Below are 17,790 nucleotides of genomic sequence, written 5' to 3'. Positions count from 1 at the left end.
GAGCCTCCTGTAAACGTATTGAACTGCGGAATAAGCGCAACAAATCTATGGCTGCATTTGCATTAATAATCCGCTGACAGCATTCCCTCTATACGGTCAATCAGCTGGTGCAGCCCCGCTTCATCACCTGCATACTGGCGGACATCACTTCCAAGCAGCTCATTAACCCGCTCTCTGACAAAAGTAAGGCTGTAAGCTGCACCATTGTATTGTCCTGTGTGATCAGCTAGGCTGTACGTTATGCTATCGACATTATCAATCAGGCTAAAGAGCACAATCGAATTATGGTAAAAAGCATCCCCGCTGATCGCCCTGTTTCGGGTCACCCCGGCAGCGTCATTCAGTTTATACTTGATGGTCAAACCGTACGGCGGAGCCACCGTCTGAAGCTCCATTCCCTGCCCTTCCAGACCTTCAGGTACCGGCAATGCGCCGATCAGCCCGCCAACCTTGCTGGCAGCTCCCACATAGGGGGTGCGGTTCTTCAACAACTGCTCCACACTGTATCCATTATAAGGAAGCTGTTCAGGTGACGCTACAGGCTTAGGATTCACTATACAGACTGCCAGAATAACGGTTATAAAGACAAAGGCTGTCGCGGTGATCCAGGGTGAGGGCTCGCGGTAGGCGAGTACATTTTTAATTCTGGATTTTACATTGCCTTCTCCAAAAGCAAGCGGACTGCCGGAAGGCATTCCACTTCTCCCCGCTGCAAGAGTTAGTAATGAGGTAGAATAGCTCCCTTTAATCCCGCTCCCCAGCTTCCGGACCACAGCTTCATCGCAGGACATCTCCATATCTTTGCTCATGAGCGCATACGACAGCCACATCAAGGGATTGAACCAGTGAATGATCAGCAGCAGAAAGGCAAAGGGTTTGATCAGATAATCCAGCCTGCGGATATGTGTCTGTTCGTGCAGTACGATATAAGGCAGCTCCTGCCTGCTCATTCCCGCCTGAATGTAAATCTTCGGCTTAATAAATCCGCATACAAAGGGTGCCGCAATCTGATCAGACTCAAAAATATTCTCTTTAACAAGCGTAGCCGTACGCAGCTTAACAGTAATCCGCACATACGATACAACGCTGTAGAGTAAAAGAACGGCTGCACCTGCCAGCCAGATTATACTTCCCGTCCACAGGATAAGCTGCAGCGGATTTACACTTGCCATCGGCGCCGCTTCCGGGAAAGTGCTGTTGATCAGCCGGCTGATTCCGCCAATCCCTGTATCCACAGCCGGCTTCATCTGCAGCCCGATATCGGCAGGAACAAATTCGATTACTCCAGTTCCCGCCTGGCCCTGGCTCCGGGGCTGGAACAGCCGCAACAGGCTGAAGCCTGAAGTGAAGGTGACAGGGAATACGAGTCTGACCAACACAGCCGACCATAGCAGGTAGGAGAATATTTTGGGGACACGGCGCAGAAATAACCTCGTTAAGATCACCGCTGCTGCTACATAGCCGGCTGCAATGCTCATATTAAGGACGGTGACGAACAGGCCCGTAATCATCGGGTCGCCTCCTCAATAATCCGCTTCAGCTCCTCGGCCTCCTTTTCAGACAGCTTCTTTTTGCCAAGAAAAGCAGTTAAAAATTGCGGCAGCGATCCGCCGAAGGCTTTTTCCACTACCGTCTGGCTTTCGTATTGCTGGGCCTCTTCTTTTTTGATAATGGCGGTAACGGTTGCGTCTTCGTTCTTCAGAATTCCCCGCTCGCATAGCTTCCGGAGCACCGTATAGGTCGTTGACTTCTTCCAGCCCAGCTTACTCTGGCTCAGCTTAACCAGCTCTGTTGAATTAATCGGCTCGTTATCCCAGATCAGGCAGGCGAATTTGTACTCGGCATCAAACAATTTGTAGGTTTCCATGCAGCTCCTCCTCTTTGTAAGTTTACTACAGTAAACCTCATGACTCGAGTCTATTGCAGTAAACCTCAAAAGTCAAGCCGCTGCTCAGCCCTTTAGCGCACTCATTGGCATTGCTGATCTGGAAATCCTGGTCAGCCTGGCACCAAGCACAACAAACCAAGCCGCAAAAGCCAGCTGACATACAAACATTACGGTTGTCCCGATCAGCCAGGGAAAAGATCCGATCAGATCAAGTATCCCGGCAGCAAAACCCAGATAGGCGGCGGCCTTACCGAGGGGGCTTTTTAAAATGACTAGGCTTAGGACAATCGTTGAGATCCCCATGATGAGCGCCGCTGTATGCAGCCCGCCGTAATATAAGCTGAACATCAGCTTTAGGCTCTCGGCGGATATTTCAATATGGAAGACAGGGTAAACCAGCCGCCCCAGGATGATGACAAGCAATATGTAAACGGGAATGCTAAGCGCCAGAAGTGCGCAGCCCAGCAGGGTTTTTGGCAAATCTGTCTTCACCAGAACTTGGTATAGTGCAGCAATAGCCGGTATCAGACACAGCGGGGCAAAGAACAGCAGCTCGTCCGCCATGGACAAATTAAATTTCCACTCGGCCAGCCATGCCATCAGCTCAGCATCCGTAGTCGCTCCAGGGGCAGGCACCGGCAGCATAAACAGAAATTGGATGAAAAAGAGGACTCCCGCCAGAATCAGCGCGATCCCTCCAAACTTTACGACACCTTGCTTCAATTGCATGTGCTTCAGCTCCATCCCCGGTTAATTTGGAGGTAAGGCTTAATTGAACAGCTCCAAAAGATCGCTCAAACGGTTAATCGTATAATCCGGATCTCGAACCTCTCCAAAGCCGTAGCTGGCAAAAACAAACGGGATTCCGGCGAATGCAGCCGCTTTCTGGTCTCCCGCTGTATCTCCCACGTAGACGGGACTCTCCAGCTTGTTTCTTTGCATGATCAGCCTGATGTTCTCGCCTTTGGACAGCCCGGTCCGGCCCGGATTCTCATAGTCCGCGAAAAACCTGCCCAGCTGATGGTACTCATAAAATGCCTCGATATATCCCTTCTGGCAGTTGCTTACGATGAACAGCTTGTATTTTGCCGATAAAGCCGTAAGTACTGCTTCCAGCTCTTCATATAATGATCCGCCCTGCTTGACGAGGTAATGGCACTCCGCTTCACAGCACTCGTCCAGAAGTCTTTGTTGCACAACCTCTTCCAACCCGGGAAGCAGGATTTTGCCAACCTCGGCAGGCTGCAGGCCCATTATTCCCTGTAAACTCTCCTTCGTAATAACATGCGGAACGTCCCTATACCTGCGCAGCACATCATTCCACGCTACCGTCACCACATCCGAAGAATCCCACATCGTCCCGTCCAGATCAAAAATAATGCTGTCCATGTTAGCCTCCTGCTATAGTTATTTGCTTCTTGAGCGTATATAAAAGAATTCCTTCCCCGCATACTACAGCGCCAAGTTTACCTTTACTTATCCATCCCATTCTTCCTTACCTGATATTCAGCCAGTAACGAGGCAAGAAATGGCTCCAGCTCATCATCCTCCAGATGAAATAAATCAACAATATTATATGGGAACAAAATCCCCCTGCTTTCCTCTTTTTCAAAAAGCTCACGTCTGCCGAATGCATTATTGGCCTTAGAGTATTTGCTCTCGAGCATAGCTATCAATTGAAAAAAACGCATATCAGGCTCCTGCTTCCATAACTGCTGCACCATACTCATTATCCGCTCTATTCTCTCCGGATCGCGCATCCTCTCTCCCCCTAGTTTGTGATATACAAACATAATATCAGCTGCCGTCTCATTTACATATATAGGATTGTGCAATCCGCCGCTTCCACGCAAAAACGGGCCGCCTCACCGAGGCAGCCCGTCACACGCATTACATATTAGAATACTTTTGTCGTCCACGATTCGCAGTTCCAGGTATCGGTTACGATGTCGCGGTAGAATTCCGGTTCGTGGGAGATCAGCAGGATGCTGCCCTTGTACGCTTTGAGCGCACGCTGCAGCTCGTCCTTGGCGTCTACGTCAAGGTGGTTCGTCGGCTCATCGAGTACGAGCAGATTGGATTCGCGGTTGATCAGCTTGCAGAGCCGGACTTTGGCTTTTTCGCCGCCGCTCAGAACCGCAATCTTGCTCTCGATATGCTTGGTGGTCAGGCCGCACTTGGCAAGGGCGCGCGGATTTCAAACTGGGTGAAGGACGGAAACTCGTTCCAGATCTCCTCGATACAAGTGTTGTAGTTGGCTTCCTTCATCTCCTGCTCGAAGTAGCCGATTTCCAGCAGATCGCCCAGTCTGGCGGAACCGGAAATAGTCGGGATCTGGCCGAGAATGCTGCGCAGCAGCGTCGTTTTACCGATACCGTTGGCGCCGACGAGAGCGATCTTTTGTCCGCGCTCCATGCTCAGGTCAAGCGGTCTTGAGAGCGGGGAATCATAGCCTATTACAAGATCCTTCGTCTCAAATACAACCTTGCCTGAAGTACGGCCCTGCTTGAAGTTAAACTGCGGCTTCGGCTTCTCCTTAGCCAGCTCTATAACTTCCATCTTGTCCAGCTTCTTCTGGCGGGACATCGCCATATTCCGGGTAGCTACGCTCGCCTTGTTACGGGCAACGAAGTCCTTCAGGTCGGAAATTTCCTGCTGCTGGCGCTTAAAAGCAGACTCAAGCTGCTGCTTCTTGGCCTCGTACACCTGCTGGAAATACTCATAATCGCCTACGTAACGGGAAAGCGACTGATTTTCCATATGATAGATCAGGTTAATTACGCTGTTCAGGAACGGAATATCATGGGAGATCAGAATGAAGGCATTCTCGTATTCCTGCAGATAGCGCTTCAGCCAGATAATGTGCTGCTCATCCAGATAGTTCGTCGGCTCATCAAGGAGCAGAATGTCAGGTTTCTCCAGCAGCAGCTTCGCAAGCAGTACCTTGGTCCGCTGTCCGCCGCTCAGATCGTTTACATCCTTGTCCAGACCGATGTCGGTCAGTCCCAGACCGCGGGCCGTTTCGTCGATTTTGGCGTCGATCATATAGAAATCCTGGTTAGTCAGCGTATCCTGGATGGTGCCGACATCCTCCAGCAGCTGCTCCAGCTCCTCAGGAGTCACATCGCCCATCTTGCCGTACATATCGTTCATTTCCTGTTCCATATCAAACAGATACTGGAAGGCACTGCGCAGCACATCACGGATCGACTGTCCTTTGGTCAGTACGGCGTGCTGATCGAGATATCCTGCACGCATGCGTTTGGCCCATTCAACCTTGCCTTCGTCCGGCTGAAGCTTGCCGGTGATGATGTTCATGAAGGTAGACTTACCTTCACCGTTGGCCCCGATGAGACCGATATGCTCACCCTTCAGCAGGCGGAAGGATACATCCGTGAAAATAGCCCGGTCACCAAACCCGTGACTCAGCTTCTCTACATTTAATATGCTCATGAAGTTAACACCTTTTCCTTTACAAAGTATACTCGTCATATTATAAAGGTTTTGGTGCCGCAACTCCAGAACGGTTTTCAAATTCAGAAAGAAGATGTATTTTAATTGATTTTTACATAGGAATTTTCAGTATTTTCAGGTAATCTAATAGAGTTGAATTCCGGACCTGCAATGTAATAGAATGAACTAATTAAAGTGAAAAGGATGCGCATAAGCAATGCGGTTGAAAGAACCACGCACACTCAGTAAAAGATCCATACTCTTCTTCTCTATCATTATGCTGGCGAAAAGCTACTTTGCCTGGTATTACCTGTTCGAGGACGGGCCGACCTGGAGTACCTGGTTCAAAGAAATCCCCTTTGTCCTGATTATCTTCTGTCTGATTGAGTGGTTCGCCACCAAGCGGAAGATTGCTATTTACATGCTCGTCAATCTATTAATTACCGTTTTATTTTTTTCTCTGATCGTCTATCACAATCATTTCGGCATTATAGCTACTTCGCAGGTAATCGGCCAGGCTAAACAGGTCGGTGCGGTCAAAAAGAGTATTTTCGCCGTTATCCATCCGCAGTACATGCTGATCTTCCTGGACATCATTATCATCAGCCTGATCATGTTCAGCCGCAAGAAGGCACTGGCCTGGAAAAAAGCGATGTCGCGCCGCAGCAACCGCAAGGTTGTAGCAGCTCTCTTCTGCATCTCGCTTGTCATCTGTATGATGAATATTTTTCCGAACAAAGCCAGTATGAACGAGACGGTTCAGGCAGAGCAGATGGGTATTCTGAATTATGAAGCCTATGCTCTGCTGGCAGGCCAGGAAGAAGAGCTGATCGACAGCTCAGCCATCACGCAATCTGTGATTGATCAGACCAAGGGCATCACAGCCAAGTCTACTCCGATCCTGTATGGGGCAGCCAAGGGGAAGAACCTGGTCATCATTCAAATGGAATCCTTCCAGAATTTCCTGGTTCATCTGTCGATTGACGGTCAGGAGATCACACCGAACATGAACAAGCTGGCGGACAGCAGCATCTATTTCCCGCGCTTCTTCCAGCAGGTCGGCCAGGGCAACACCTCGGATGCGGAGTTTATCGTCAATACTTCGTTTTATGTACCGCCGGATGGTCCGGCAACCGAGATTTATGCGCCAAAAGAGCTGCCAAGCTTACCTAAGCTGCTGCAGGAGCAAGGCTACGATACCGCCACCTTCCATACGAATGAAGTGGATTTCTGGAACCGCGGCGAGCTTTACCGGGCACTTGGTTTTAACCGTTACTATGATAAAGCTTTCTTTGGCGAGGACGATACGGTTTTCTACGGTGCCTCTGATGAAGTGCTCTATTCCAAAACTTCTGCAGAGCTGGCCCGGATGAATGAGAGCAGCGAGCCGTTCTATTCCCATGTCATCTCGATGTCTTCGCACAATCCGTTCACCATTCCGGAGAACAAGTACCAGATGAAGCTGCCGGAGCGGTATGAAGGAACGTTCGTCGGTGATTACATCCGTGCCCAGAACTATGCGGACTACGCGCTGGGACAGTTCATCGCTGAGCTCAAAGAGAACGGCGTATGGGATGACAGTCTTGTTGTACTCTACGGGGATCACCGCGGCCTGCCGATTTTTTCGCTGAAGGATGAGGATAAGGTCCTGCTGGAGGAGATTCTGGGAAAAGAGTACACCGAACGCGATCTGATCAACATTCCGCTGATTATTTCCTCTGCCGGCGTACCTGTTCCGAGTGTACAGAACCAGCTGGGCGGTCAGGTGGACATCCTGCCTACTGTAGCCAATCTGCTTGGTGTTCCGCTGGACAACCATATTCACTTCGGTCAGGATATTCTAAACCAGAGAGAGTACAATCTGCTGCCGCAGCGTTATTATCTGCCGACCGGGTCCTTTGTCAATAACGAGGAGCTGTTCCTGTCCGGCAGCGGATTCGAGGACGGCCAGCATTATACGCTGTCCGGCGACGGCGACAAGCCGCTGCAGTCCACCGAAGAAGAGTTCAACTCCGCATTGAAACTGCTTCAGCTGTCTGATAGCTACGTGTCGCAGCTGCCGGACCGCGAAGTTGCTGAGGAATAAGACCTTTTAAATAGAAACAGCCACTCCTGTCAGACCGGCGGGGGTGGCTGTTTTTGGTTCTATTGCTTTAGAAGCAGGTATACGAGCTGATCCGGTTCAAATCAATGCCGAAGTAGGCCCAGGAGAAACCGAACCATCTGAAGCCGGCAACAGAATTACGTCCGACGAATACAGGGAAGAACCAGAATTGCTCGCCGTTGTTCAGCCATACATAGGTGTTGCGGAACAGGCAGCGTCTGATCCCGCCGGGATCGACGGCATATGCGGTAGCCGTCATTTGCGGTACGAATTGCGGCGGTGGAGCCGTTGGCGCTTGAGCACCGCCAGGTCCGCCCCCTGGACCTCCTGGTCCTCCCCCCGGTATCCCCGGAAATCCGCCTGGAAACCCTGGCCCTCCCGGTCCACCTGGTCCTCCCGGGAATCCCGGAAATCCTTGGCCGCCACCCGGCCCTGGAAAAAATCCCATATGTGATCGCTCCTTTTTCATTGAGTAGGCATAATCATCATATGCATTTGCGGAGAAGACGACTGGGCGGATGCCAATAAAACTCCTCGGGCTGCCAAAGCTGAGCTGCAGGGAAATAGGCTGGCGATCCGCGGGCCAGCTCATACAATGGACGGCACTTCATCTAAGAGGAATTGCTTCACACTAACCAATCTTACTCACATTGTAATTGATTGATCAATTACTTTTATCCGAGAAAATTATTTCTTTTTCTGCAATTCCCGAATGGTCGCCGTGATACCAACCTCAGGTCTGGTTGCCGGAATAGCCCCGACATGGCGTTGATACTTCTCCCCGCTTAAGCGAAAAGGTTCTTCCGTTAAGTACAGCATTTCTACAACTTCCTTCATGACGGGAACGAATAATCCGAGCAGCGACAATCCAACCTTTTTCAGGGCAATAACGGGCTTATTCGTGCCGCTTGCCTGCTTAGCAATGCGGACAATCTCACGGCCGGAGATAATGTCCGAACCAGGGATATTCCAGTTCTGCCCATAAGCCTGCTCGCTAGCCGCAAGCTCCACAATCATCATAGCCGCATCAGGCAGATATACATACTCACGCGGTGTTTTCATATTCCCTACGAAAAAGGCCATTTTCCCGGCTGCGATTGCTTCGAGCGTTCCGCCCAAATATGAAGCTTGATTAGCGGTCGGTCCATAATAATCCGGGAGGCGCACAATCATGGGGTGCGCATGACTCCATCTGCTGCTAAAGATCATTTGCTCAAAGGCAAGCCGCACTTTTCCCTTCTTCGTGTGTGGCTGTTTGGGATGCTCTTCAGTTACGCGATCCATTTGTCTTCGTCCATAGGGGTAAATACCATCAATGACGACAACCTTCAGACACAGCCGGTCGGCCGCCTCCATTACAGATTCACCGAGAGGAATCAGCTTGCTCTCCATCTCGTTGTAAGGGACGTTCGCGCAATGGAATAATACATCCGCATCTTTGGCCGCAGCCGCAATATCATCTGTCCGGAATGCATCCCCGGTTGCTAACAACAGGTGAGCAGGATTGCCTAACCGGTTGGCAAGCTCCTCCAGCTTATGGCGAGAACGTCCGAAGGCAACCGTCGGTACACCCCGTTTTACAAGTTCAGATGTAATAACAGCTCCTGTACCGCCTGTAGCACCAATAACAATCGCTTTTTTCATCATTCTTCAACTCCCATTCAATTTTGTAATTGATTGATCACTAACTATTAATGACACTATATCACTTAGTTAGTAATTGATCAATAACTAAATTTAAAATTATGGCTTTCGCCATATTAAACTTCCCGTTCGATGAGTTCCGGCATATCAAGTGCCCAGGAAATATTACACAACATCCCCCTGGCAAGGAAATTAAACGTCCGGTCCTCTGGATTCTGCAGTCCTTTCTCGCGGAAAGCACTCAACACGATTTGACGTACTTCCCGGAACCCGTTACGCATTGCTTCACGAATCGCCTCCTCACGCATCGTCTGGGCTTGCATCTGCAAGTAGGTCTCATTCAGATGGGAGGCCAAGATCTCCTTGTATGCCTCGATCAGATCGCTCTCTAGCTGCTCGGGGGCTGCTGCGCTTTCCACGACCAGTCGAAAGGATTGTTGAATCCGTTCCCAGGAAATCTCCAATGCGCTGAGCAGCAGTGCTTCCTTCGTTGCAAAAAAACGAAACACATAGGGTTGGGAAATTTTCGCCCGTTCCGCAACCTGTGCCGTCGTCGCACGATAATAACCCGTTTCGGCAAACACCTCAATCGCTGCCGAGATGATTTCGGCTTTCCGGTTTACGCTGCTTTTATCATCCTTTGCCATAAGTCCAACACTCCTTCTCTTTAGTTAGTGACTAATCAATAATATAAAATCAATCAAGTATAGCCTATTTACGGCATCAATGCAAATGAGAGGGTTGGACAAGGTTTTAACATTATCCAGCCCCCTGGCGAACGATTGAATTTTGAATAGTAACTTCCATGAATGTCCTCCACTATGTGTTTAGTGTTAATATGGAATTTTTCTCGAAACTTAGCACATCATCGGTTGCCTTTCCATCAAAGTCCTGCAAGTAATGATACTTGGCAATCAGGCTTTTTTTATATAATTAGGCCATATCAAAATGTAACCTTCCGTCTCGTTCACTTATGTAAGGTTGACGTTCTTTTATGTGAGCATATTCTGGAAATCTGCTCATTAGGTTGCGAAGCATACAGATTATGACAGGGTGAATTGTTTTATCGTGTTCGCTACTCATGACCGCACTCTTTGTTGTCAGCCATGGCATGATTTCATCTTTATATTTGTTAATCTCTGATTCAGCAATTTCAAAGGGTAGTTCAGAAAGGCAGAGCCAGAAATACCATTTTGCAAACCATGGGCGTTTTCTGTCTCCAGCATGACTGTTATAATTATCAATTCTGCCATATATCCAATTTGTATCTTCAGGAGATACCGTTGCAAGAAAACGTAATACAACAAGTGATGTATCGAAGCACTCTCCCACTCCATCATCACAAACACCAAAGCATGTGGTTTTCAGGCGGGTAAGCGTTTTATCCACTATTTCTCGTACATTAGGATTATTAGGTGCAAGGAGGAAAAGTAAGCGGATAATTTCAAGTTCATACATATTAGCAGAGAATATATGGGTTTTTGGTGTCTGATTATAAATCGTTTTGAGCTTTACTCCATTATTATATGGTGGAATAAAGAAAATCGGATACATCTGACGCCCATAGCCGTCAATGTTATTAGGAAACTTGACAGCCTTATAGAACCTCATTGCCTGTTCTGGTTCAGTCAGCGCCGAGAATAATTGACCGACAATATTACATTTTTGTGAGTCAGATAGGCTTCCGCCTTTAATGAAGTAGTGATTTATTTTTATCATTTGCTCATATGCATTCATTTACTTTCACCACTCTCAGCACTAATAATATTCATTCATCACTACCAGGGCTCCTCCCCCAAACCTCTCTACGCGCCAAAAATAGCCGGTTGTTATTATATGTATAGTAAAATAAACGATCATCCGGCTGTTCATACCGCTCAAAGAGTTCCTGAGGTATAACTGCAGCATCAAAAGACCACAGTTCCGCGTTGTTGCCGGTAATGATTGCTTCCCACGGTTTTCCGTCCATAACTTCACTGGTAAAATATACACCGCTCTGCTCATAGCTGCCGGAAAGCTGCGTGATCAAATCCCACAGATACGGCTTAACCTCACCCAGCAGCTCGCCTGTTCTGTAATCTGCTGTAATCTCTTCAGTCCAGAATAACAAGTTAATCTCAAGCCATGACTCTGCCAGCTCAGGAAATACTTCAGAAGTAAGACCAACCACATAAGGCCTTACATGCAGGGAAAGCCCCTCTACAGGGACCTCCTCTGCATCTGTATTGCCTCCCTGATACATAAAGCCGTCGCTGCAGAAATAGCTGTTATCCAGGCCAACCCGGGAAAGGAAAGCGGCAAATTCCTTAAGTACTCTTGTAAAATTGCCGGCGTCACACCTTACATAAGTTTGGATATGCGAATACTCAGGCACTATGATTCATTCTCCTCAGGCACCCAATTCTTGACCTCTTTCCATTCCCCGTCCCTGCTCTCCCGCTCAAAAGCGGAACCCGTCTCTCCCTTGAACGGCTCCAGCAGGCTGGGGTCCTGATCCATGATCGAATAGACATGCATGAGCCTCACATGATCGGAATTGTTAAGATAGGCCTCATCCTCATCTCCGGCGAACAGCCGCCAGCCGCTGTCCTGTTCCCGCTCAGGCGTCTGCCGGTACATCCAGTGCACCGCACTCCCCGGCTCCAGGCATTTCTTGGAGACGAGTGCCAGCTTCTCGCCGACGGCCAGCCATAGCGGATCCCCTTCGCGGAGAAGGGTCCGGGCAATATGCTTGGGTTCGAATTGCACCGTATCTCCAAGCTTCAGCGTCTTCAGAACCTCAGGGGCATTCGTCAGGATTCCCGTGTACTGGCGGCTCACCTGATCCTGGCCGGTAATTTCCACCCACAACCGTTCAGCACGCGGCCCGGCAGCTCCGGGATTCGTCAATACGAAATGTAGCCGGACCATTTTTCCGGCCTGCTGTGTGTTTCTTTCCTGCTCGGAGGGGATGAAGAACGTTTCCGGGTGCAGTAGGCTGGTCTCTTCTACGTTTTCTAAGATCCATTCCATTAGGCATTCCTCCTCAAGCGGTTATTACCCTATTTGCCGTTTCTATCAGCTTATCACTTGACCTTTATTTCAAAATTGTATGCTTGTAATCTTTCTATATTCATGCTCCAGTATAGAATACTGATAGGAGTCATGCCATGCGCCTTTGTGCCACTTGTGCTCCCGCAGATGGCCTTCATAGTGCATGCCAATTTTTTGCATCACTTTGGCTGAACCGATATTGTCCGGCCGGCAGGTGGCGTAGATCCGGTGGAGACCGAGTGTACAGAAGCCAAGTTCAAGCAGTGCTGCTGCAGCCTCACTCGTATAGCCCTGCTTCCAAAATAGCGGGTTGAAGCAGTAGCCGATTTCCCCCTGCCGGTGCTCAGTGAGATGAAGGCCACAGCCGCCCAGCAGCTGACCGGTGTCCCGCAGCACCACAGCAAATTCATAGCCGCGGCGCGGAGACTGATTCTGAAGCTCTATTGTCATGCTGATATAGTCTCTTGTCTCCGCTTCCGTGTTCGGTCCCCAGATCATATATCTGGCTACCAGCGGATCTGATGCATACGCATGTACCTCCGGGAGATCTTCATGCACGAATTCCCTTATAACTAAACGTTCCGTTTCCAGCTGCATGGCCGGTTCACATCCTTTTGGTTATCTGATTAACAGGCTTTGTAATATTCTCTCAGAAATACAAAGAGGCCACAATGACAAGCATTGCGGCCGGATACAATATTATTGAGGCATCGTCATTATTTCCGCCAGAAGGTGGAGCAGTCTGCTTTATCCAGAATGTTAAAGTCGATTATTTCCTCAAGCAAGGCATAGTCCACCGGGCTCCCCCATTTGATCCGCAGCAGCTGCTTCGTATGATCATAGCCTGCTTGTACGATTTTGTCCGAAAAACGATTGATTCCGGCAATTTCCGGGGCCACCGCCAAATGCTGTTTCGATACGCTGAAGCCAATTATAAAGGTACCGTGATCGGTGTACATGGGCTGATTCCAGGCCATCCTGGGCTCCAGACCCGGGAACTTCTCCGCGACCCAGTTCAATACTTCCTCCGTCCGGGTGCGGTGCTCAGGGTTATTAATTCCCTCCAGATACTCTGCAAAAACCTCCATACCAGCCCTCCAGTCTCTTTAGCAATCAGTTTAATTGGATATAACTATATCGGATACAAAAGGGTTAGTCAAAGCAACAGCCACGTGTCAAAAGCAAACTTTAATAAAGGCTCAGTTCAAATTCTTGCTCTTGACCGTAAAGCCGCGCACCTTCATCCACTTACCGCCAACTGCCTCATCGACCGATCCGTTTTTGGTCCGGACACAGAATTTATGCGATGTCCCCCGGTCAAAACCGGTTGCCTCATAGAGCAGATCATCGCCCGACTGCCCCTTGAAATACACTTGCTTCAGGCCAAGCCTGCTTAACAGCTCCTGCTTTACACTTTCGATATATACCCTTGAATATTCTTTGGACATACTTCTTCCTCCCGGGATGTTCATTCATATAAGTCTTTTATAAATAGTTATACCAGTCCGGAGATGCTCCAAACAACCTGTCCGGGCGCTCAGCCTTCACTCATCCCCGTCACTGAACAGCTCCCGTAACACCGCCTTGCGGTTCTCCAGAAATTGTCTTGTAATAATGTAATGCAATGTGTCTTCGTACCGGATCTCCGAGGCAGGCTGGCTGTCAAAGTTCAGGATCTGCGCATCCGGGTAGCCAAGCAGGATCGGTGAATGGGTGGCAATGATAAACTGCGCTTCCTTGTCCAGATCCTTGATGATACGCATCAGTGACAGCTGGCGGGCGGGTGAGAGTGCAGCCTCGGGCTCGTCCAGCAGGTAGAGTGCTTTTTTGCCGAAACGGTTGTTGAACAGCGATAAAAACGCCTCCCCGTGCGACTGCTTATGCAGCGACTTGCCCCCGTAATACTGCAGACTCGCAGGCATCGTATCCAGATGGGAGGCAAAATGGTAAAAGGTCTCGGCCCGCAGAAAAAATCCGTTCGTAATCTTGGGCAGCCAGGACAGCCGGATATGGTCACCCAGCGCGGAATGGGCGGCATCTACCTCATAGGTATTGTTCCGTCCGCCGCCGGCCGTATTGAACCCGCATTGATAAGCAATCGCCTCCAGCAGGGTGGATTTGCCTGACCCGTTTTCACCTACAAGAAACGTAACATTGGTCTTGAATTCAACGGTATGCAGCTGCTTCAGCGCCGGTATAGAAAACGGGTATCGCCCCGGATCAGGGATATTGTGGAGCAGCAGCTCCAGTCTTCGCAGGAACATGTTATCATCTCCAGCCTCTATTGTTAGTCATGAATGCTTAACGCTCAGTCCGCCCCGGTTGCTTCATAATACAGCCCATCCTGCTCCTTAACGAGCACACCATCCTTAATGAGTCTCATGGACTCAATATCCTTACTGGCCGGATAGCTCATCAGTGCCCTGGTCACTGCTTCCCGGTTCTGTTTATTGCTGATCTGATACACCAGGATCGAATTGTCCTCACTCTGCAAAATAAGATCGTACATCCGGAACCCCTCCCCTTCAGCTTTACTAAGCACCGGATGCTCCGTCATCGTCTGCAGATCCATCCAGGACATCACGGAACGGTGAATACCTGATCCGTAAGAGTAGGCATACACAAGATCCCCGGCTCCGTCACCATTCACATCATACGGTACAACGCTCGTTACCCCGCTGCCGCCAAAACCGATCCCCAGCACCGCAGCATTTCCATCCGCCACTACATAAGTCTCCAGACTGCCGCTATCCTTGAACAGCTGATGTCCGGTCTCCTCCCATACATCATCCGGAGTAATTTCAGCCAGTTGGCCCGCCAGGCTGCTGCTTCTCTGAGCCAGCTTCTCCTTAATAATGATCTGCGCTTCCTGTGCGGACAGCTTAGCGGGCTTTGCATCTGTTGTACATGCAGTGAGCAATAAGCCGGCTGCCACCAGACACGCACCCAATCCTGCAAAGGATTTTACAATCATCATATTCTCACCTTCCTGATGTCTTTATTGAACCAGTGAACATACCCGCAACGGTCACAGGTCAGAATATTAGCCGAACGGTTGGCGAAATCCAGATTCAAAAAGCTTAACAAAGCCGTGTTCAGCTGGGCAAAGCCATGGTCAAACCGGTCATGCCGGCAATGAACGCAGATGACACGCAGGCCGTTCACCTCATAGGGGCCGGACCCCGCAGCTCCTTAATATTTTTAGAAAATATTTTAAAAAACCTCTTAGCGCCGTTTGCCACTATACAGTCCTCCTGTCAGTACGCTTTTGAGTGTATACGTCTCCTTAATTTGGAAGTTTCGCCAAAAGAGCCAGTTCAGCGGCTGTATAGTTGTTTACTAGTGTCTTGCAATACAACTGGTAACCTTTTATTCTAAAGCTTATGTTTATCACTACGGGGAGGCTTTTGCTTGAATACGATTCCATATTATATTGTAGATGTTTTTGGCGAAAAGAGATATGCCGGCAATCAGCTGGCTGTGTTCCGCCATACCGCTGATCTGCCGCAGGAGCTGCTGCAGACGATCGCGAAGGAGATCAATTTTGCTGAAACCACGTTTATCGAGTCGGACGAGCGGGTAAACGGCGGCTATAATGTGCGGATCTTTACACCGGATACTGAAGTTCCGTTTGCAGGGCATCCGACCCTCGGGACAGCGTACATTATTCAGCGGGAGATTGAACGGGGGCTTGAACAGGATACCGGCGGCACTATAACTCTTAATCTTGGCGTCGGGCAAATTCCCGTTACTGCGGCAGGCCAGCATGAGCTGTGGATGAAGCAGAAGCCGCCGCAATTCGGGCGGACGGTTGACCCGGCTGTGATTGCAGAAATTTTGGGTATTGACGCCGGAGAGCTTGAGCCGGATTTTCCTGTACAGGAGGTATCCACCGGTCTTGCTTCGATTATTGTGCCGCTTCGCTCCCTGGAGGCTGTACACGCTTGCCGGATTAACCATGCAGCCTTTGAGGCTTTTCTGGCAAACGCGTTCCGCGCGAACATCCTTGTCTTCTGCAAAGAGACGGTTCAGGCGGATCATGATCTTCATGTTCGTGTATTCTGTGAGGATTCCGGATTTCCTGAGGATGCGGCTACAGGAAGTGCGAACGGGAACCTGGCAGGCTATTTGCTGAAATATAATTATCTGGGCGGCAGTGAACTCCAGTACCGTGTTGAACAGGGATACAAGATCGGCAGACCCTCTCTGATTCAAGTCAAGGCTTCATTAAAAGACAGCTCGTATGACATTAACGTCGGAGGACAGGTACATCCGGTTGCCCGGGGCGAGTGGCTCATAGACTAAAAGAACAACAGCAGGCTTCCTGTACAGAAGTTCTTGCTGCTGTTCTTCATTTATCTAAGCAAAGGTTTGTTATAGCCCTTATCCTCATAAGGCTGCAGCTTGTCGAGCCAGTGCTTCAGCATCTGCTTGCATTCCCATTTGATATCGGTAATTTCATCCGCCTCTTTCTGCTCCAGCACCTCATACGTAAAGCTGTCTGCACCAAGCTCCTTCCAGTCCTTTTGCAGGCCTGCATTGGCGAACCGTCCCATATCCAGCTGCATCTGCAGGGTGAACCATTTGTTCTTGAGGTTGGAAAAGGTGTCTACATAGATTTTGCCGCTGACCTTATTGGTAATCTGGATTGCTCCCATATAGGTCTTGATCTGTTTGAATTCTTCCTGCAGCTCCTTGCGCTTGCTTTTGTCCACTTCATCTTCCCCTTTCATTGCTTAGCCTTAAACCTATGCTTAATAGCCCATTTCCTTCAGCACCCGTGCCAGAACACTAAGCCGCTCGCCGATCATTTCGCCGTCCTCGCCGAGTGCCTGGGCAAACAGCTTAATATCATTGCCGATCATCGGGTTGTCGGTGCAGACCGATACATTCATGGCATCTCCCTGCAGTCCGATGCGGTCAATCTGCGGGTTCTCGGGATCGTACATATCGGGCATCCGGTAGGCATCCTGAAAATACAGGCTGCTTCTGCAGATCAGGATCGCCAGATCCAGCACCCGGTGCATCGGCAGCTCCTCTGACTGTCTGGACCACTTCTCTCCCGTATGTCTCCATACCTTGGCTGAAATGTCGACCTTGCCCCGGTCATTCCACTGGGCTAGACCGAGGGACAAGCCCTGGGCGTCTGTATTGCCGGCATACCGGCCGTCTACCTGCTCATAATTTTCGGATACGATCACAGGTTTATGTTTGAGGGTTGTAGGTATTTTCATGTTTGCACACTCCAGTTTTAGAATAGTTAGTTAGACATTCGACTGAGATTTGGATTTAGTAATTTAGTAATTTAGTGATTTACTAATTTACTAATTTACTAAAACCAAATTCATAATACCCTCCTATCCAGCATCTGTCAATCACCATGCAAAAAAAGGAATGCCCGCAGACTAAACGTCTGTAGAACATTCCTTAGTTAGGGGGTAACTCCCATTTCACTCATTTCGCCTCAGCGGCCGAAATCAGAGGCATTTATGCCCTTCATTTCACTCATTTCGCCTCTTCCGCCGAAATCAGAGGCATTTATGCCCTTCATTTCGCTCATTTCGCCTCATCCGCCGAAATCAAAGGCATTTATGCCCTTCATTTCACTCATTTCGGTGCGACCCCCTAATTCCGGAGTCTCCCATATAAAATCGACTCTTGCCGTAGA

The 17,790-nt window shown here is 49.4% G+C and carries 21 protein-coding genes and 1 pseudogene; 2 read left to right on the top strand and 20 right to left on the bottom strand.

Translation table 11 applies throughout. The features are described from left to right. Positions 1-62: 62 nt before the first annotated feature. The 6 genes and pseudogenes from AWJ19_RS16915 to AWJ19_RS16890 form a co-directional block, all read right to left on the bottom strand. On the bottom strand, positions 63-1,511 hold the full coding sequence (locus AWJ19_RS16915; RefSeq protein ID WP_241781780.1) for a M56 family metallopeptidase: 1,449 nt from the start codon (positions 1,509-1,511) through the stop codon (positions 63-65). Continuing rightward, positions 1,508-1,867, bottom strand: coding sequence for a BlaI/MecI/CopY family transcriptional regulator (locus tag AWJ19_RS16910; protein ID WP_068725472.1), 360 nt, complete (start codon positions 1,865-1,867; stop codon positions 1,508-1,510). The genes AWJ19_RS16915 and AWJ19_RS16910 overlap by 4 nt, the downstream gene beginning before the upstream one ends. Positions 1,868-1,951: 84 nt before the next feature. Beyond that, positions 1,952-2,617 (bottom strand): hypothetical protein, encoded by a 666-nt coding sequence (locus AWJ19_RS16905; RefSeq protein ID WP_068725470.1) that lies wholly within the window; start codon positions 2,615-2,617, stop codon positions 1,952-1,954. A 39-nt stretch (positions 2,618-2,656) separates the two neighbouring features. Continuing rightward, positions 2,657-3,277, bottom strand: a complete 621-nt coding sequence (locus tag AWJ19_RS16900; RefSeq protein WP_068725469.1) for an HAD family hydrolase — start codon at positions 3,275-3,277, stop codon at positions 2,657-2,659. Between the two features lie 83 nt (positions 3,278-3,360). Continuing rightward, positions 3,361-3,648, bottom strand: coding sequence for a hypothetical protein (locus AWJ19_RS16895; protein ID WP_068725467.1), 288 nt, complete (start codon positions 3,646-3,648; stop codon positions 3,361-3,363). A 137-nt stretch (positions 3,649-3,785) separates the two neighbouring features. Next, positions 3,786-5,341, bottom strand: a pseudogene (locus tag AWJ19_RS16890) (ABC-F family ATP-binding cassette domain-containing protein). 217 nt (positions 5,342-5,558) lie between these two features. Here AWJ19_RS16890 and AWJ19_RS16885 point away from each other — a divergent pair. Further along, positions 5,559-7,427 carry an LTA synthase family protein gene (locus tag AWJ19_RS16885; RefSeq protein ID WP_068725465.1) on the top strand — a complete coding sequence of 623 codons (1,869 nt, stop codon included), beginning with the start codon at positions 5,559-5,561 and terminating at the stop codon, positions 7,425-7,427. Positions 7,428-7,494: 67 nt separating this feature from the next. Here AWJ19_RS16885 and AWJ19_RS16880 read toward each other — a convergent pair whose 3' ends face one another. The 12 genes from AWJ19_RS16880 to AWJ19_RS35255 all read right to left on the bottom strand — a co-directional run bounded on the left by AWJ19_RS16880 (position 7,495) and on the right by AWJ19_RS35255 (position 15,287). Beyond that, the gene (locus AWJ19_RS16880) at positions 7,495-7,893 is read right to left on the bottom strand and encodes a transporter (RefSeq protein WP_068725463.1); all 399 of its coding nucleotides are present in this window, start codon (positions 7,891-7,893) and stop codon (positions 7,495-7,497) included. 239 nt (positions 7,894-8,132) lie between these two features. Continuing rightward, positions 8,133-9,089 carry an NAD-dependent epimerase/dehydratase family protein gene (locus tag AWJ19_RS16875; RefSeq protein ID WP_128083630.1) on the bottom strand — a complete coding sequence of 319 codons (957 nt, stop codon included), beginning with the start codon at positions 9,087-9,089 and terminating at the stop codon, positions 8,133-8,135. A gap of 116 nt (positions 9,090-9,205) precedes the next feature. Further along, positions 9,206-9,736 carry a TetR/AcrR family transcriptional regulator gene (locus AWJ19_RS16870; protein WP_068725459.1) on the bottom strand — a complete coding sequence of 177 codons (531 nt, stop codon included), beginning with the start codon at positions 9,734-9,736 and terminating at the stop codon, positions 9,206-9,208. Positions 9,737-10,022: 286 nt separating this feature from the next. Continuing rightward, positions 10,023-10,826: a hypothetical protein gene (locus tag AWJ19_RS16865; RefSeq protein ID WP_068725457.1), complete on the bottom strand. Its 804-nt coding sequence runs from the start codon at positions 10,824-10,826 to the stop codon at positions 10,023-10,025. Positions 10,827-10,857: 31 nt separating this feature from the next. Then, the gene (locus AWJ19_RS16860; RefSeq protein ID WP_068725455.1) at positions 10,858-11,463 is read right to left on the bottom strand and encodes a hypothetical protein; all 606 of its coding nucleotides are present in this window, start codon (positions 11,461-11,463) and stop codon (positions 10,858-10,860) included. Next, complete coding sequence (locus AWJ19_RS16855) at positions 11,463-12,101, bottom strand: DUF2185 domain-containing protein (protein WP_068725453.1); 639 nt, start codon at positions 12,099-12,101, stop codon at positions 11,463-11,465. The genes AWJ19_RS16860 and AWJ19_RS16855 overlap by 1 nt, the downstream gene beginning before the upstream one ends. Before the next feature lie 69 nt (positions 12,102-12,170). Next, on the bottom strand, positions 12,171-12,719 hold the full coding sequence (locus AWJ19_RS16850; protein ID WP_068725452.1) for a GNAT family N-acetyltransferase: 549 nt from the start codon (positions 12,717-12,719) through the stop codon (positions 12,171-12,173). Between the two features lie 119 nt (positions 12,720-12,838). Beyond that, on the bottom strand, positions 12,839-13,210 hold the full coding sequence (locus AWJ19_RS16845) for an iron chaperone (RefSeq protein ID WP_068725450.1): 372 nt from the start codon (positions 13,208-13,210) through the stop codon (positions 12,839-12,841). Positions 13,211-13,321: 111 nt separating this feature from the next. Continuing rightward, a complete protein-coding gene (locus tag AWJ19_RS16840) occupies positions 13,322-13,570 on the bottom strand; it encodes a hypothetical protein (protein ID WP_068725448.1) in 249 nt (82 codons plus the stop codon). 96 nt (positions 13,571-13,666) lie between these two features. Then, on the bottom strand, positions 13,667-14,386 hold the full coding sequence (locus AWJ19_RS16835; protein WP_068725447.1) for an AAA family ATPase: 720 nt from the start codon (positions 14,384-14,386) through the stop codon (positions 13,667-13,669). Between the two features lie 44 nt (positions 14,387-14,430). Next, positions 14,431-15,099, bottom strand: a complete 669-nt coding sequence (locus AWJ19_RS16830) for a hypothetical protein (RefSeq protein ID WP_068725445.1) — start codon at positions 15,097-15,099, stop codon at positions 14,431-14,433. Beyond that, positions 15,096-15,287 (bottom strand): hypothetical protein, encoded by a 192-nt coding sequence (locus AWJ19_RS35255; protein ID WP_068725443.1) that lies wholly within the window; start codon positions 15,285-15,287, stop codon positions 15,096-15,098. The genes AWJ19_RS16830 and AWJ19_RS35255 overlap by 4 nt, the downstream gene beginning before the upstream one ends. 246 nt (positions 15,288-15,533) lie before the next feature. Here AWJ19_RS35255 and AWJ19_RS16820 point away from each other — a divergent pair, with 246 nt between their 5' ends. Further along, complete coding sequence (locus AWJ19_RS16820; protein ID WP_068725441.1) at positions 15,534-16,427, top strand: PhzF family phenazine biosynthesis protein; 894 nt, start codon at positions 15,534-15,536, stop codon at positions 16,425-16,427. 50 nt (positions 16,428-16,477) lie between these two features. Here AWJ19_RS16820 and AWJ19_RS16815 read toward each other — a convergent pair whose 3' ends face one another. Beyond that, positions 16,478-16,837 carry a GIY-YIG nuclease family protein gene (locus tag AWJ19_RS16815; RefSeq protein WP_068725603.1) on the bottom strand — a complete coding sequence of 120 codons (360 nt, stop codon included), beginning with the start codon at positions 16,835-16,837 and terminating at the stop codon, positions 16,478-16,480. Positions 16,838-16,876: 39 nt separating this feature from the next. After that, positions 16,877-17,356: a DUF6530 family protein gene (locus tag AWJ19_RS16810; RefSeq protein WP_068725439.1), complete on the bottom strand. Its 480-nt coding sequence runs from the start codon at positions 17,354-17,356 to the stop codon at positions 16,877-16,879. Positions 17,357-17,790: the final 434 nt, after the last annotated feature.

It is taken from the genome of Paenibacillus sp. DMB5 (assembly GCF_001517085.1).
Classification (GTDB): domain Bacteria; phylum Bacillota; class Bacilli; order Paenibacillales; family Paenibacillaceae; genus Paenibacillus_AQ.
The sequence above is the reverse complement of the archived record's forward strand: the minus strand, read 5'-3'. Positions and strand labels throughout refer to the sequence as shown.

What these genes read in the sequence shown, in the direction of transcription:
- AWJ19_RS16915 (WP_241781780.1), bottom strand. Translation starts at nt 1,511, where the DNA reads ATGATTACGGGCCTGTTCGTCACCGTCCTTAATATGAGCATTGCAGCC.
- AWJ19_RS16910 (WP_068725472.1), bottom strand. Translation starts at nt 1,867, where the DNA reads ATGGAAACCTACAAATTGTTTGATGCCGAGTACAAATTCGCCTGCCTG.
- AWJ19_RS16905 (WP_068725470.1), bottom strand. Translation starts at nt 2,617, where the DNA reads ATGCAATTGAAGCAAGGTGTCGTAAAGTTTGGAGGGATCGCGCTGATT.
- AWJ19_RS16900 (WP_068725469.1), bottom strand. Translation starts at nt 3,277, where the DNA reads ATGGACAGCATTATTTTTGATCTGGACGGGACGATGTGGGATTCTTCG.
- AWJ19_RS16895 (WP_068725467.1), bottom strand. Translation starts at nt 3,648, where the DNA reads ATGCGCGATCCGGAGAGAATAGAGCGGATAATGAGTATGGTGCAGCAG.
- AWJ19_RS16885 (WP_068725465.1), top strand. Translation starts at nt 5,559, where the DNA reads ATGCGGTTGAAAGAACCACGCACACTCAGTAAAAGATCCATACTCTTC.
- AWJ19_RS16880 (WP_068725463.1), bottom strand. Translation starts at nt 7,893, where the DNA reads ATGGGATTTTTTCCAGGGCCGGGTGGCGGCCAAGGATTTCCGGGATTC.
- AWJ19_RS16875 (WP_128083630.1), bottom strand. Translation starts at nt 9,089, where the DNA reads ATGAAAAAAGCGATTGTTATTGGTGCTACAGGCGGTACAGGAGCTGTT.
- AWJ19_RS16870 (WP_068725459.1), bottom strand. Translation starts at nt 9,736, where the DNA reads ATGGCAAAGGATGATAAAAGCAGCGTAAACCGGAAAGCCGAAATCATC.
- AWJ19_RS16865 (WP_068725457.1), bottom strand. Translation starts at nt 10,826, where the DNA reads ATGAATGCATATGAGCAAATGATAAAAATAAATCACTACTTCATTAAA.
- AWJ19_RS16855 (WP_068725453.1), bottom strand. Translation starts at nt 12,101, where the DNA reads ATGGAATGGATCTTAGAAAACGTAGAAGAGACCAGCCTACTGCACCCG.
- AWJ19_RS16850 (WP_068725452.1), bottom strand. Translation starts at nt 12,719, where the DNA reads ATGCAGCTGGAAACGGAACGTTTAGTTATAAGGGAATTCGTGCATGAA.
- AWJ19_RS16845 (WP_068725450.1), bottom strand. Translation starts at nt 13,210, where the DNA reads ATGGAGGTTTTTGCAGAGTATCTGGAGGGAATTAATAACCCTGAGCAC.
- AWJ19_RS16840 (WP_068725448.1), bottom strand. Translation starts at nt 13,570, where the DNA reads ATGTCCAAAGAATATTCAAGGGTATATATCGAAAGTGTAAAGCAGGAG.
- AWJ19_RS16835 (WP_068725447.1), bottom strand. Translation starts at nt 14,386, where the DNA reads ATGTTCCTGCGAAGACTGGAGCTGCTGCTCCACAATATCCCTGATCCG.
- AWJ19_RS16830 (WP_068725445.1), bottom strand. Translation starts at nt 15,099, where the DNA reads ATGATGATTGTAAAATCCTTTGCAGGATTGGGTGCGTGTCTGGTGGCA.
- AWJ19_RS16810 (WP_068725439.1), bottom strand. Translation starts at nt 17,356, where the DNA reads ATGAAAATACCTACAACCCTCAAACATAAACCTGTGATCGTATCCGAA.